Source organism: Streptomyces rhizosphaerihabitans (genome assembly GCF_025399795.1).
Classification (GTDB): Bacteria; Actinomycetota; Actinomycetes; order Streptomycetales; family Streptomycetaceae; genus Streptomyces; species Streptomyces rhizosphaerihabitans.
The window spans coordinates 172,644-186,354 of sequence record NZ_JAODTZ010000012.1; the positions used below are offsets into that span (position 1 = coordinate 172,644).

General features: G+C 72.2%; 9 protein-coding genes and 2 pseudogenes. 10 read left to right on the forward strand and 1 reads right to left on the reverse strand.

The window, feature by feature from the left end; genetic code table 11:
• The first annotated feature begins 9 nt into the window (after window positions 1-9).
• The 10 genes and pseudogenes from N4G66_RS15075 to N4G66_RS15120 form a co-directional block, all read left to right on the forward strand.
• On the forward strand, window positions 10-1,194 hold the full coding sequence (locus tag N4G66_RS15075) for an ROK family glucokinase (protein ID WP_261704591.1): 1,185 nt from the start codon (window positions 10-12) through the stop codon (window positions 1,192-1,194).
• Window positions 1,191-1,775, forward strand: a complete 585-nt coding sequence (locus tag N4G66_RS15080; protein WP_261704592.1) for a sugar kinase — start codon at window positions 1,191-1,193, stop codon at window positions 1,773-1,775. Before N4G66_RS15075 ends, N4G66_RS15080 begins: the two co-directional genes overlap by 4 nt.
• Before the next feature lie 113 nt (window positions 1,776-1,888).
• Window positions 1,889-4,894 carry a DEAD/DEAH box helicase gene (locus N4G66_RS15085; RefSeq protein ID WP_261704593.1) on the forward strand — a complete coding sequence of 1,002 codons (3,006 nt, stop codon included), beginning with the start codon at window positions 1,889-1,891 and terminating at the stop codon, window positions 4,892-4,894.
• 869 nt (window positions 4,895-5,763) lie between these two features.
• Window positions 5,764-7,452: an SWIM zinc finger family protein gene (locus N4G66_RS15090; protein ID WP_391858819.1), complete on the forward strand. Its 1,689-nt coding sequence runs from the start codon at window positions 5,764-5,766 to the stop codon at window positions 7,450-7,452.
• Between the two features lie 187 nt (window positions 7,453-7,639).
• Window positions 7,640-8,935: a bifunctional 3-oxoadipate enol-lactonase/4-carboxymuconolactone decarboxylase PcaDC gene (gene pcaDC, locus N4G66_RS15095; protein ID WP_261704594.1), complete on the forward strand. Its 1,296-nt coding sequence runs from the start codon at window positions 7,640-7,642 to the stop codon at window positions 8,933-8,935.
• Window positions 8,936-9,006: 71 nt separating this feature from the next.
• Window positions 9,007-9,642 (forward strand): MBL fold metallo-hydrolase, encoded by a 636-nt coding sequence (locus N4G66_RS15100; RefSeq protein ID WP_261704595.1) that lies wholly within the window; start codon window positions 9,007-9,009, stop codon window positions 9,640-9,642.
• 142 nt (window positions 9,643-9,784) lie between these two features.
• On the forward strand, window positions 9,785-10,564 hold the full coding sequence (locus N4G66_RS15105; protein ID WP_261704596.1) for an exodeoxyribonuclease III: 780 nt from the start codon (window positions 9,785-9,787) through the stop codon (window positions 10,562-10,564).
• 220 nt (window positions 10,565-10,784) lie between these two features.
• Complete coding sequence (locus tag N4G66_RS15110; protein WP_261704597.1) at window positions 10,785-11,225, forward strand: DUF6278 family protein; 441 nt, start codon at window positions 10,785-10,787, stop codon at window positions 11,223-11,225.
• 162 nt (window positions 11,226-11,387) lie between these two features.
• Window positions 11,388-11,528, forward strand: a pseudogene (locus N4G66_RS15115) (amino acid ABC transporter ATP-binding protein); the annotation flags it as partial.
• A 215-nt stretch (window positions 11,529-11,743) separates the two neighbouring features.
• Window positions 11,744-11,992, forward strand: a pseudogene (locus N4G66_RS15120) (amino acid ABC transporter permease); the annotation flags it as partial.
• Window positions 11,993-12,040: 48 nt separating this feature from the next.
• Here N4G66_RS15120 and N4G66_RS15125 read toward each other — a convergent pair.
• Window positions 12,041-13,621 (reverse strand): alpha/beta fold hydrolase, encoded by a 1,581-nt coding sequence (locus N4G66_RS15125; RefSeq protein ID WP_261704598.1) that lies wholly within the window; start codon window positions 13,619-13,621, stop codon window positions 12,041-12,043.
• Window positions 13,622-13,711 lie beyond the last annotated feature (90 nt).

Here is a 13,711-nt window from a genome sequence, read left to right on the forward strand (position 1 = left end):
ATCGGCGCGATGAGCACCTACCGCGACGCGCTGCCCCGAGCTCTCGGCTCCGCTCGAGCAGGGGGTACCCCCATCGGCTCCGCGCGGGCCACCGTCCTGCGGACCGTGGGGACACGCGAGCGCCGTTCCCATCTCACGGCACCCCGAGTGCCCACCGTCGGCATCGACATCGGTGGCACGAAGGTGATGGCGGGCGTCGTGGACGCCGACGGCAACATCCTGGAGAAGGTCCGCGCCGAGACGCCGGACAAGTCCAAGAGCCCCAGGGTCGTCGAGGACACCATCGTCGAACTGGTGCTGGACCTCTCCGACCGGCACGACGTGCACGCCGTCGGCATCGGCGCGGCCGGCTGGGTCGACGCCGAGCGCAGCCGCATCCTGTTCGCCCCCCACCTGTCCTGGCGCAACGAACCGCTGCGCGACCGCCTCGCCGGGCGGCTCGCGGTGCCCGTCCTGGTCGACAACGACGCCAACGCCGCCGCCTGGGCCGAGTGGCGCTTCGGCGCCGGGCGCGGCGAGGACCACCTCGTGATGATCACGCTCGGGACCGGTATCGGGGGCGCGATCCTGGAGGACGGCCAGGTCAAGCGCGGCAAGTTCGGTGTCGCCGGCGAGTTCGGCCATATGCAGGTCGTGCCCGGCGGACACCGCTGCCCGTGCGGCAACCGCGGCTGCTGGGAGCAGTACAGCTCCGGAAACGCGCTGGTCCGCGAGGCCCGCGAACTCGCCGCGGCCGACTCCCCGGTGGCGTACGGGATCATCGAGCACGTCAAGGGCAACATCGGGGAGATCACCGGCCCGATGATCACCGAGCTGGCCCGCGAGGGCGACGCCATGTGCGTCGAACTCCTCCAGGACATCGGTCAGTGGCTCGGCGTCGGCATCGCCAACCTGGCCGCCGCCCTGGACCCCTCCTGCTTCGTCATCGGCGGCGGCGTCAGCGCGGCCGACGACCTGCTGATCGGCCCCGCCCGAGAGGCCTTCCGCCGGCACCTCACGGGCCGCGGCTACCGCCCCGAGGCGCGGATCGCGCGCGCCCAGCTCGGACCCGAGGCGGGCATGGTCGGCGCCGCCGACCTCGCGCGTCTCGTCGCCCGCCGTTTCCGGCGTGCCAAGCGGCGCCGCGTGGAGCGCTACGAGCGGTACGAGCGCTACGCCGAGTCCCGTCGCACGACGCAGCAGGAGTCGCGGTGACGGCCTCGCTCCCGCGTCAGGCGTCGTCGTCTCCGGACGAGCCGCGGCGTCCGCCGGAGGACCCGCGCCACAAGTTCCGCCGCCGCGCTCTGACCCTGCTGATCATCGTGCTGCTCATCGGCGTACCGGCCGGCTACCTGGTGATCTCCGCCGACCAGAGCCGCAACAGCGGCAAGGACAAGGAGGCGAAGTACTCGGCGACCGGCCTCACCTCGGGCTGGCCCTCGCGCGTCCAGCGCCGTCTCTACCAGGTGCCCATCCCCGGCAACGCCACCGACGTCGCGTACTACGAGACGAACAACTGGAAGACCAGCCGGCTGTACGTCCAGTTCAGCACCACCCAGGCAGGTCTCGACCAGTTCTTCAAGGGCGTCGGCACCACCCGCGCCGCCCTGAAGAGGGACCACATCACCATCAGCGAGCGCAATCAGAAGGTCGTCGGCTGGGAAATCACCGGCCCCGGTCCCTGGTGGGGACTCGGCCACGACCAGAAGGACCCCGCGCCCACCCAGGACATCGTCGTGAACGGTTCCGTGCCCGGCCACCCCATGGTGTACGTCGTCTCGCGCACGATCCCGTAGCCCGGCCCACCGGGTCCGCGTCCGCCCGGCGCGGTCGTGGGAGCCGATTGTCAGACCCCGCCCGTAGAGTCGAAGACAACTGATTCGACCGAGGGCGGGAGGTGACCGGGCGTATGCGGGACGGGGCGGACGTGGTGACCGCGCGGGTGCCTTCCGCGGGGGCGCCCTCGGCATGGGTGCGCCCCGCGTCCGCGGCGGATCCCCGGGCGCGCGAGCTCTCCGCGCAGCCGCTTCCCGATCAGCTGCCCTCCGTGCGGCTCGCCGCCGTCTTCCTGCCCGCGCCGCTGCCCCGCGAGGGACGGATCGCGTTCTGGGACCCGGACGGCGAACCCCTGCCCGCCGAAGACCATGCCGAAGACCACGGGGAGGGCGCGCCGACGGGGGAGCACCCCGAGGGCGCGTCGTCGGCCGCACCCCGCGCGGCAGCGTCCGCGCGCGAGCACACCGAACTGACGGTCGTACGGCCGCACGGCTCGGGAGTCCGCAGAGGCGGCGTCCCCGCACTGACCCTCTCCGTCGCCGAAGCCCTGCCGTTGCTGGCCGGGGCCCGGCGGAACCCCGCGGCGCATCCCGCCACCGCCTGCTGGGGCGCCGCCGCGCTGCACGCGCTGCGCCTCGTGGCCCGCGGGCGGCTGCTGCCGGGGCTCACCCCCGACGGCTTCGACTCCTGGCGCGCGGGCCCGCTGGACCAGGACGACATCGCCCACCTGAGGTCGATCGCGGGGGCCCTTCCGTTCGAAGGACACGCCGTACCGCTGCCGGGCAAGGGACCGATCCGGCTCCCCGAGCCGGAAGCGCTGATGCGGTCCTTCCTGGACGCGGTCGCCGACACCCTGCCACGCACCCCGGCCGCGCCCCACACCTCCGGCAAACCCTTCGCGGCGCGCGAGCCGCAGCGGCTGGCAGGCGCCCACGACTGGGCCGCCGAGGTCGCCGCGGGCATGGACGCGGGCGTACGGATCTCGCTGCGCCTGGACCTGTCCGCCCACCAGCTCTTCGACGACGGCGAGGGGGCGCGGCGCGCGGGCGCCGCCGTCGTCCAGGTGCACAGCCTCGCCGACCCCACCCTCGTCGTCGACGCGGCCGCCCTGTGGGCGGGGGACGCCGACACGGTGTTCGGACCCCGCGCCCGCGTCGACGCCGCCCTCGCAGTCCGTCGCGCCGCCCGGGTCTGGCCACCTCTCGACCGCCTGTCCGAACAGGACGTGCCCGATGTGCTCGCCCTCTCGGAGGACGAGCTGTCGGATCTGCTCGGTGTCGTGGCGACCCGGCTCGGCGCGGCCGGTGTCGCCGTGCACTGGCCCCGGGATCTGGCGCACGACCTCAGCGCCGCCGCGGTGGTGCGCCCCGCGCCCGGATCGGCGACCGACGGGACCGGATTCTTCGAGAGCGAGGAACTCCTCCAGTTCCGCTGGCAGTTGGCCCTCGGCGGAGATCCGCTCAGCGAGGCCGAGATGGACGCCCTGGCCGAGGCCCACCGGCCGGTCGTCCGGCTGCGCGACCAGTGGGTCCTGGTCGACCCCGCCCTCGTCCGCAAGGCCCGCAAGCGCGAACTGGGCCTGCTCGACCCCGTCGACGCCCTGTCCGTCGCGCTCACGGGAACCGCCGAGGTCGACGGCGAGACCGTCGAGGCGGTGCCGGTCGGCGCCCTCGCCACACTGCGCGACCGCCTCACGGCGGGCGTGAGGCCCGTCGAGCCGCCGCCCGGTCTGGACGCCCGCCTGCGGGACTACCAACTCCGCGGCCTCGCCTGGCTGGACCTCATGACCTCCCTGGGCCTCGGCGGCTGCCTCGCCGACGACATGGGACTCGGCAAGACCGTCACGCTCATCGCGCTCCACCTGCGACGGGCCCGCAGCGAACCGACCCTGGTGATCTGCCCCGCGTCGCTCCTCGGCAACTGGCAGCGGGAGATCACCCGCTTCGCGCCCGGCGTCCCCGTGCGCCGGTTCCACGGCCCCGACCGCACCCTCGACGGTCTCGACGGCGGCTTCGTCCTCACCACCTACGGCACGATGCGGTCGGCCGCCGCCCACCTCGCCGACCAGCGCTGGGGCATGGTCGTCGCCGACGAGGCGCAGCACGTCAAGAACCCGTACTCCGCGACGGCGAAGGCCCTGCGGACGATCCCGTCCCCCGCGCGCGTCGCGCTCACCGGCACACCCGTGGAGAACAACCTCTCCGAACTGTGGGCCCTGCTGGACTGGACGACCCCCGGACTGCTCGGCCCCCTCAAGTCCTTCCGCGCCCGGCACGCGCGCGCCGTGGAGAACGGCGAGGACGAGGAGGCCGTGGCCCGACTGGCCCGGCTGATCCGCCCGTTCCTGCTCCGCCGCAAGAAGTCCGACCCCGGAATCGTCCCCGAGCTGCCGCCCAAGACGGAGACGGACCACCCCGTCCCGCTCACCCGCGAACAGGCCTCCCTCTACGAGGCGGTGGTCCGCGAATCCATGCTGGCGATCGAGACCACCGACGGCATCGCCCGCCGGGGACTGGTCCTCAAGCTCCTGACCTCCCTCAAGCAGATCTGCAACCACCCGGCCCTGTTCCTGAAGGAGGACGCGCAGGCCGTCGCGCAGGGTACCTCCGCCCGCTCGGGCAAACTGGCCCTGCTCGACGAGCTGCTGGACACCCTGCTCGCCGAGGACGGCTCCGCGCTGGTCTTCACGCAGTACGTGGGCATGGCCCGTCTCATCACGGCACACCTGACCGCCCGCGCCGTCCCGGTGGAGCTCCTGCACGGCGGCACCCCCGTCGCCGACCGCGAACACATGGTGGACCGCTTCCAGAGCGGAGCGACCCCGGTCCTGGTGCTGTCCCTCAAGGCCGCCGGCACCGGTCTGAACCTCACACGCGCGGGCCATGTCGTCCACTTCGACCGCTGGTGGAACCCCGCGGTCGAGGAGCAGGCCACCGACCGCGCCTACCGTATCGGCCAGACCCAGCCCGTCCAGGTCCATCGCCTCATCACCGAGGGCACGGTGGAGGACCGCATCGCGGAGATGCTCGAAGCGAAGCGAGCCCTCGCCGACGCGATCCTCGGCTCCGGCGAGGCGTCCCTGACGGAGCTGACCGACCGCGAGCTGTCGGACCTCGTGTCGCTCCGGAGGCCGACATGAGCGGGACCGAGAAGGAGCCCCGTGCGGCGGAGGCCGGAGGCGGCGAACCGGCCGACGGCGCCGATCGGCCTCGTCCCGTGACCGGAGACCGCCCCGCTGATGAGGCCCGTCGGGCGTTGCGCGCCGCGCGCGAGGCCGCGGCGGCCGACGAGCACTCGGGTGCGGGTGCGGATGCTGTTGCCGTTGCGGGTGCTGAGGGGGAGGCTGCGACGGGTTCGACGCCCGCGCCGTCCGCACCGTCCCCTTCGCCCAGGGTGCCCGAGGAGCCGCCAAGGGCGTCCGCTCCGGGATCGAGGCCGAGTGACGCGGCCCGCGAGGCCCTGCGCCGGGCGACCGCAGCGGCGAAGGTCGCTGGTGCTGGTGCTGGTGCTGGTGCTGGTGCCGGGGCCGGTGTCGGTGTCGGTGACCGCGAGGGTGTCGGTGCGAGCGCCAGTGCACAGCCGATTGCGAACGTGCCTCCGGATGCGGATGCGGGTTCGGACACCCACGCCGGTGCTCGTGTGCGTGATGTGAGCGGTGTGCGTGGTGTGCCTGACGCGCGTGATGCGGCTCTTCCGGCATCCGAGGGTGCGGCGGAGCCCGGCTCGGGGCAGCGCCCCGCGGGGATCTCGGAGGGGCGTCCGGAGGCGAAGGAGCCCGCCACGACCGGCCGTTCCGGTGAGGAGACCACAGCAGGCGCACGCCCCGGTGACATCGCCCGCGAGGCGTTGCGCGCCGCGCGGGACGAGGCGAAGCGGCTTCGGTCCGACGGGACGGACAGCAGCGGGAACCGGACAACAGAGGCTGAGGGCAAGGGAATCGGCCCGAGGAGCCGGTCCGCAAGGACGTCACCCGCCGGCTCCCGCGGGAGCCGGAGTCCCGTGCACCCTGTGAACACGGATCGGGCATCCCAGGAGCGGGACCTGCGCGACCTGCTCGCGGGCGCTTTCCAGTTGCCTCCCGACGTGGCCGCCCTCACCGGCCACCCGACGCATCCGGCGGACGACACCGGCGAGGCCGTGCACGACCGGGACCACGGCCGACCCGCGGACCCGGTGAACCCCGCGCACCGCGTGTCCGAGAGGGAGGCACCGGCGGACACCGGGCCTTTCGCCCCCACCTCGCCCGACCCCGTGCCCTTCACCGCCGAACCCTTCACCGAGTCCTTTGAGACCGTTGAGTCCTTCACCCCCGGGACTCTCCACCCGGAGTCCCGCGCCCTCCACTCGCCGACCAATGCCCTCAACCCGACCGGCACCACCGGCACCACCAGGGAACCGGTCTCCCCGGTCCTTGCCGGGCGGCTCCCTCGTTCCATGGCATCCCCGGGCCGGGACGGCGAGTTGCGCCGTACCTTCCCCGCCTTCCCCGCGCGGGTCCGGAAGACCGGTGGGTTCGCTGAGACGTGGTGGGGCAACGCGTGGGTCACCGCGCTGGAGGAAGGCGCGCTGGACGCGGCGCGGCTGGCGCGCGGCCGGACATATGCCGGGCAGGGGTACGTCGACGCCATCACCGTGACCCCGGGCCTGGTACTCGCGTATGTGCACGGGAGCCGACCGCGGCCGTACCGCGTCCAGGTCAGGGTGTGGACCCTGTCCGACGACGACTGGGACCGCTTTCTCGACGCCGCCGCGGAGCGGCCCGGACACATCGCCGCGCTGCTCGACAAGGAGATGCCCAAGTCGCTCGCGGACTGCGGTGTCGAACTGCTCCCCGGCCCCGGCGAACTCGAACCGCACTGCAGCTGCCCCGACTTCGGGCACCCCTGCAAGCACGCGGCCGCGCTCTGCTATCAGATGGCGCGGCTGCTGGACCAGGACCCGTTCGTCCTGTTCCTCTTGCGCGGCCGTGGCGAGCGCGAGCTGCTCGACGCGCTGTCCCGGCGCAACGCCGCCCGCGCGGCCCGCGCGGCCCAGGAGCGGGAACCGGCTCCGCTGCCCGGCGTACGCGCCCGCGACGCCCTCGCGCGACGCGTGCTGCCACCCCTCCCGGCTCCGCTGCCGCCGCCCGCGCATCCCGAGCAGCCGCCGACCTACCCGGGCGCGCCGGGCGGCCCTGACCCGTTCGCGCTGGACCAGTTGGCCACGGACGCGGCCGCCCGCGCGCACGCACTGCTCACCTCGGGCCGTGATCCCGTAGCGGAACTGACGCTCTGGCAGGACGCGGTGCGCATCGCCGCGGCCCGCCCCGGATCGGGTCTCACGGCCACCACCCGTTCCCTCTACTCCTCGCTCGCCTCCGCGACCGGCCGTACCCCGGCCGATCTGGCACGGGCGGTCGCGGCCTGGCGGCAGGGCGGGTTCGAGGCGCTCAGCGTGCTCGAAGAACCCTGGGACCCCCCGGCGGGCCGGTTCGACCGGGCCCGGCCGCTGCTGATGGCCGCAGACTTCCCGGCCTTCCGGCCCTGGCGCAACCACCTCACGCACCCGCGCGGCCACGCCCAGCTCCGCCTCGGCCGCAACGGCTTGTGGTACGCCTACGAGTCCGAGCCGGGCCACGAAGACTGGTGGCCCCGCGGCACCCCGGACCTCGACCCGGTCGGCGCCCTGACGGGCCTCGGCGCACCGGGCGAGTTCTGAAGCGGACCGGATTGCCGTGTCGGTCCGAGCCGGTCCGAGCCATGCCGAGCCGGGTCCGAGCCCAGACCGGCGGAACCGCCGCGACCGGTTCGACTACGGCGTGGACATGTGTGGCGACCCCGTGTGGGCGACGTGGACGAATGGGCCCCATTTCCGCCCGCACGGGGTCGGAAGCTAGCGTGGGGCGGTGAGTGAGACGAAGACCCCTGCCCTTCAATACCGCATCGACGGCCCGGAAGACGCCCCGGTCCTCATACTCGGACCTTCGCTCGGCACCACATGGCACATGTGGGACAGGCAGGTCCCGGAGCTCGCGAAGAGCTGGCGGGTCTTCCGTTTCGACCTGCCGGGACACGGCGGAGCCCCCGCCTACCCGGCCGGATCGGTGGCCGAACTCGCCGGGCGGCTGCTCGCCACGCTCGACCGGCTCGGCATCCAGCGATTCGGGTACGCGGGCTGTGCGTTCGGCGGGGCCCTCGGGATCGAGCTGGCGCTGCGCCGTCCGGAGCGGGTCGCCTGCCTCGCCCTGATCGCGGCCTCGCCCCGCTTCGGCACGCCCGACGAGTTCCGGCAGCGCGGAGTGATCGTGAGGTCGAACGGCCTCGACCCGATCGCCCGTACCTCGCCCGAACGCTGGTTCACAGGCGGCTTCGCCGCGGCCCAGCCCGCGATCACCGAGTGGGCCGTGCAGATGGTGCGCACCACCGACCCCGGCTGCTACATCGCGGCCTGCGAGGCGCTCGCCGCCTTCGACGTGCGGGCAGAACTGGGCATGGTGGGTGTGCCCACCCTCGTCCTGGCCGGCTCCGACGACCAGGTCACCGGGCCCGCGGAGGCGCGCACACTGGTCGCCGGGATACCGGACGCCCGCCTCGCGGTCGTCCCTGGTGCCTCGCACCTGGTTCCCGTGGAGCAGCCCGCCGCCGTCACGGATCTGCTCGTACGGCACTTCTCCGGCGCCTGGCAGCCCGCCTTCGACTCGTCCACCGGCCAGATGGCGATCCAGGCCGCGCCGGCCTACCCCGTGCAGGCCGCCCCGCCGCCGGTCGCGCCCTTCGCCGAGATCGGCCCGGCACCGGTACCGCCCGAGACCCTGGAGCGGCCGGATCCGTACGAGATCGGCATCAAGGTGCGCCGCGAGGTGCTGGGGGACGCGCACGTCGACCGGGCGCTGGCCTCGGCGGACGAGTTCTCCGGGGACTTCCAGGAGTTCATCACGCGGTACGCGTGGGGCGAGATCTGGGACCGGCCCGGACTCGACCGGCGCTCGCGCAGTTGCGTCACGCTGACCGCCCTCGTCGCGGGCGGCCACCTCGACGAGCTCGCCGTCCACACCCGTGCCGCCCTGCGCAACGGTCTCACCCCGGTGGAGATCAAGGAGGTACTGCTCCAGGCGGCCGTGTACTGCGGTGTTCCGGCCGCCAACAGCGCCTTCAAGGTGGCGCAGCAGGTCATCCGGGAGGAGACCACACCCCAGGAGTGATCTTGAGCCTGGTAGTGGGAGCACCCCTCTCGGCAGCCCTCCCCGGCGCCGAGAAGGGGGAGGATGGACCCATGAAGCTCACGAAGAAGTCGCATGCCTGCATTCGACTCGAGAAGGACGGGCGTGTGCTCGTCATCGACCCGGGGACCTTCACGGAGGAGGACGCGGCCGTCGGAGCGGACGCGATCCTGGTCACGCACGAGCACCTCGACCACTTCAACGAGGACCGCCTTCGGGCCGGCATGGAGGCCAACCCGGCGGCGGAGATCTGGACGCTGCGGTCGGTGGCGGAGCAGGTCTCCGCCGCCTTCCCCGGCCGGGTGCACACCGTCGGCCACGGTGACACGTTCACCGCCGCCGGTTTCGACGTCCAGGCGCACGGCGAGCTGCACGCGGTGATCCATCCGGACATCCCGCGCATCACCAACGTCGGCTTTCTCGTCGACGGCGGGCGCGTCTTCCACCCCGGCGACGCCCTCACCGTCCCTGACCAGCCGGTCGAGACGCTGATGCTCCCGGTCATGGCCCCGTGGAACAAGATCTCCGAGGTCATCGAGTACGTCCGTGAGGTCAAGCCGCAACGCGCGTACGACATCCACGACGCCCTGCTCACGGACCTCGCCCGGCCGATCTACGACCGTCAGATCGGCGCTCTCGGCGGCGCCGAGCACCTGCGGCTCACGCCGGGAGCGTCGGCGGAGATCTGAGCCGCCCGTGCGTGAACCCGTGCTGCTCCCGCCGGGTCTCCATGATCGAACGGCTCGCCCCGGCAGGCCGGCCAGGCGGCGAGGGGCGGACCAGGTGTCTTCGGCGGACGCGTTGTCGTACCCGCCCGGTAGGTTGTGAGACATGCGCATCGCCACCTGGAACGTGAACTCGATCACCGCCCGTCTCCCGAGGGTGCTGGCCTGGCTGGAGAGCAGTGGCACGGACGTGCTGTGCCTCCAGGAGGCCAAGGTCGCCGCCGAGCAGTTCCCGACCGAACAGCTGCGCGAGCTGGGCTACGAGGCGGCCGTGCACGCCACGGGACGGTGGAACGGCGTGGCGGTGATCTCCCGAGTCGGCCTGGAGGACGTGGTCAAGGGCCTGCCCGGCGGCCCCGCGTACGAGGGGGCGGAGGAACCCCGGGCCGTCTCCGCGACCTGCGGACCGGTCCGCGTCTGGTCGGTGTACGTGCCGAACGGCCGTGAGGTGGACCACGCCCACTACGCGTACAAGCTCCAGTGGTTCGAGGCCCTGCGGGCCGCGGTGGCGGGGGACGCGGCGGGCGGCCGGCCGTTCGCGGTGCTGGGGGACTACAACGTGGCGCCGACGGACGACGACGTCTACGACGTGGCCGCGTTCGAGGGCCTGACCCATGTCACTCCGGCCGAGCGTGCCGCACTGGCCGCCCTGCGCGAGGAGGGGCTGACGGACGTGGTCCCGCGCCCCCTCAAGTACGAGCACCCGTTCACGTACTGGGACTACCGCCAGCTCTGCTTCCCGAAGAACCGCGGCATGCGCATCGACCTGGTCTACGGCAACGAAGCGTTCTCGACGGCGGTCAAGGACGCGTACGTCGACCGCGAGGAGCGCAAGGGCAAGGGCGCCTCGGACCACGCACCGGTCGTCGTGGACCTGGACGTCTAGAAGGGGCCCGGCCTCAAGCCGCCGCTGCCGGCCCCGCAGCCCTCAGCCGTGGGCAAGGGTGCGCCCCGCCCGGTCGGGGAAGGAATGTGGTGAGGCCCGGGCGGTGATCCGATGGGCATCATGATTCGCCCGATTCCGTGATCAACTGCCGCAAGCTACATTTTGTTCACATGCCGGGAACGCGGAGCTTCGGCGATCGCACCCCACGGAGAGGCCGGTCATGAACATCCCCTTCTTGGACAAGTGGCTCAAGCGGCATCCGGTGCGGCGGGAACGGGGCCTCGCCGCCGCCTTCGAGGACGATCCGGCGGGTGTCGCCGAGTTGCTCTCCGAGTGTGAACTGCTCCGCTCCCAGGCCGCGGCCGTCGGCCTCGAACTGGACGACACCCCGGCCTCGTTGGTGGCGCTCGACCAGCTCCTGCCGCTGTGGCGCGACGACCCCGAGGCGCTGCCCTGGCTCGGCAACGACGCGGGCCTCTACCTCGGCACGGTCGTGGTGCGCACGGTGCCGGGTGCCGCCTGGCATGTCTGGCCCGGTGGCAGTCCGGCGGTCCGGCTTCCCTCGGGCCGTGAGATCCCGGTCGTCGAGGCAGGCCTCGACTGGGCCGTACAGGGCGTCCCCGAGCTGTCCCAGATGTATGCCGAGGCCGCGGAGGCCTGAAGTGCCTGAAGCGGCATCGGGGGGATCTCCCGGAGTAGCGTGATCCGCTCGCCGTCCGGCCTCAAATACGGTTAATTGCCCTGTGTGCGTGTCGTCCCTCAAGTGCTGATCTGCGTCGATAGTTTGCGCTGACCGACACAGCTGAGAGTGGGCAGGTCCGCAATGGCCGTCGATCCGTTGATCGAGCCGCACGACGTCAACACGTACTTCGGGGAGCCGCATGTTCCGCAGGGCGTCGACCTCACCGTCGGCAAGCGAGAGGTGGTCGTGATCACGGGACCCTCGGGGTCCAGATTCTCAACTGCCGAGTGAGGCACGGGAATCGGCGTGCGGCCCGGCCGTGGGCGTGCGAGCGCGCACGCCTCACCGCCGGTGGCAAGTCGGCTCGACCGTACGACGATCGTGCTCCACGCGGGGACGACGCGCCGCGCCCGGCCGCCCGGGAGCAGCCACTGATGTCCGTGCCTGCGGTGGTGATTCTCCTGGTACCGGGGACGCGGCAGGGGGCCGTGCCCTTCACGTACGAAGACTTCCTCGGCGCTGGGAAGCTGATCGCGTCGATCCTGGACTACGATTTGCCGTTCATCCCCGTGGTGACGGTCATCGCGCCGGTCTGTATCGGGATGTGTGTGCTGCTCTCCTGGTTCGCCCCGCGGGCGAACGGGTGGGAGCGGCGCAGTCCCGAGACCGAGGCCGTGGACGTGGCTCCGGCCGAACCAGGGACGCTGCTGCCGGGTGGGGTACCCCCCACAGCCCCGAGACTGTAGGGGGAGCAGCAGCTCACAGGGCCAGGCCCGGCCGGCGGCAGCCGGAGATCACTGCTCGCGCAGGGGCACCGACACGAAGGACGGGTCGTGCTCCGGCGAGGAGAAGGTCAGCTGCGCGCCGGACGGGTTGTGCTCGATGTAGAGCGGGTCGACCGTGTCGACGACCAGGGCGAGACGATGCCCTGCCGGGACGTCGTAGGCCGTGGAGAACAGGTCCAGGTCCACACCGAACGGCTCGCCGGGCGTCTGCCCGTGGAAGGTGTACGGTGCGTTGCTTACCAGCTTGCCGAGGCCGAGCGGGCCCACGTCGTAGAGGTAGGCGACGAGGGTGCCGCTCTCCTTGGTCCCGGTGACCGTGGTGTGCAGCCTGACGGTGCCGCGTATGTGCTGGGCGCTCTCGTACCGCTCCGACTGCCACACCGCGGCCCAGTAGCGCGGCAGCAGCGGGATCGAGGCCATCGGCGGAATCCGCGTGAGCTGGTCGAGGATGCTGGACAGGAAGATGACCCCGCCGTCCGCGCCCGAGTCGACGTTCGTGTGGATCCTGGTGGTGCCCCCGAGGGCGATCTTCCTCGTGGTCGCGCCGAGCGACTTCCAGTCCGGGTAGCCCTCGTAGCCGCCCGTGGAACGGGACTTGATCTGTACCGGCTGTTCGCCGTCGACGCCGTTGTCCTTGCCCGCCAGATAGCGGTCGAACCAGCGACCGGTGTCGGTCCACACGTCGTTGGGGAGTCCGAACAGGCCGGTGATCTCCGGGGTGGCGTGGTCACCCGGGCGGAGCTCCAGCCGCTTGGGCCCGGTCAGTTCCCCGTAGAACTTCGCGTACTGGTTGGGCGAGAAGACCGTGTCGCCCCAGGCGTTGGCCATGAAGACGGCGGCGCCGTTCTTGTTGAGCTGGTCGACGTAGGTCTCGGGGGAACGTTTCTTCCCCCAGTCGATCAGATCCTGCTCCTTCGCCAGGTTCGAGGCGAAGAAGTCCTTGAACACCTGCTGGGTCTCGGCGCTGGGACGGCCGACGATGTTTCCGACGCCGTCCAACAGGGCGGCCGCCTGGACGTGTTCGGTACGGCCGGAGTAGATGGACTCGGTCAGGTCCCCCCAGCCGCTCAGCGCGGCGACCGCCTTGATGCGCTTGTCGTGCGCGGCGGCGAGCAGGCTGATTCCGGCGCCGTACGAGACGCCCGCCACGCCGACCTTCGCCGCGTCGGCAGGGGTGTTGGCGAGCGCCCAGTCGATCACCTTGGACACGTCGGCGGTGTCACGGGGGCCCGCGACGTCGATCTCCCCGCCCGACTGCCAGAAGCCGCGGACGTTGTAACTGACCACCACATAGCCGGAGTTCGCCAGCTTCTGGGCCTGTGCGAGGTACTCGACCTGCGGCAGGCCCCAGCTCGTGGGCAGCACGATGAGCGGGTAGGCGCGGGTGCCGTCGGCTCCCGCGGGGGTGACGACGTTGGCTTTGAGGACCGTGCCGCCGTCACCGGAGATGTCGACGAAGCGGACACCGTTCGTGCCGGTGGCTGCCTGGGCGGCGGGCGCGAGGCCCAGGCCCGCCGCGGCGATCAGCGTCGCGGAGACGGCACCGACGGCGGATGTGCGCAGGGCGTTGCGGTTGCGACCGTGTCCCACCGGGTCACTCCTCACTCGATCAGTGCAAAGTGACCCGACGGTAACCTCGGCGGCATACTTGAAGTAACCCGTCGGTAAGTTACGTGCGGG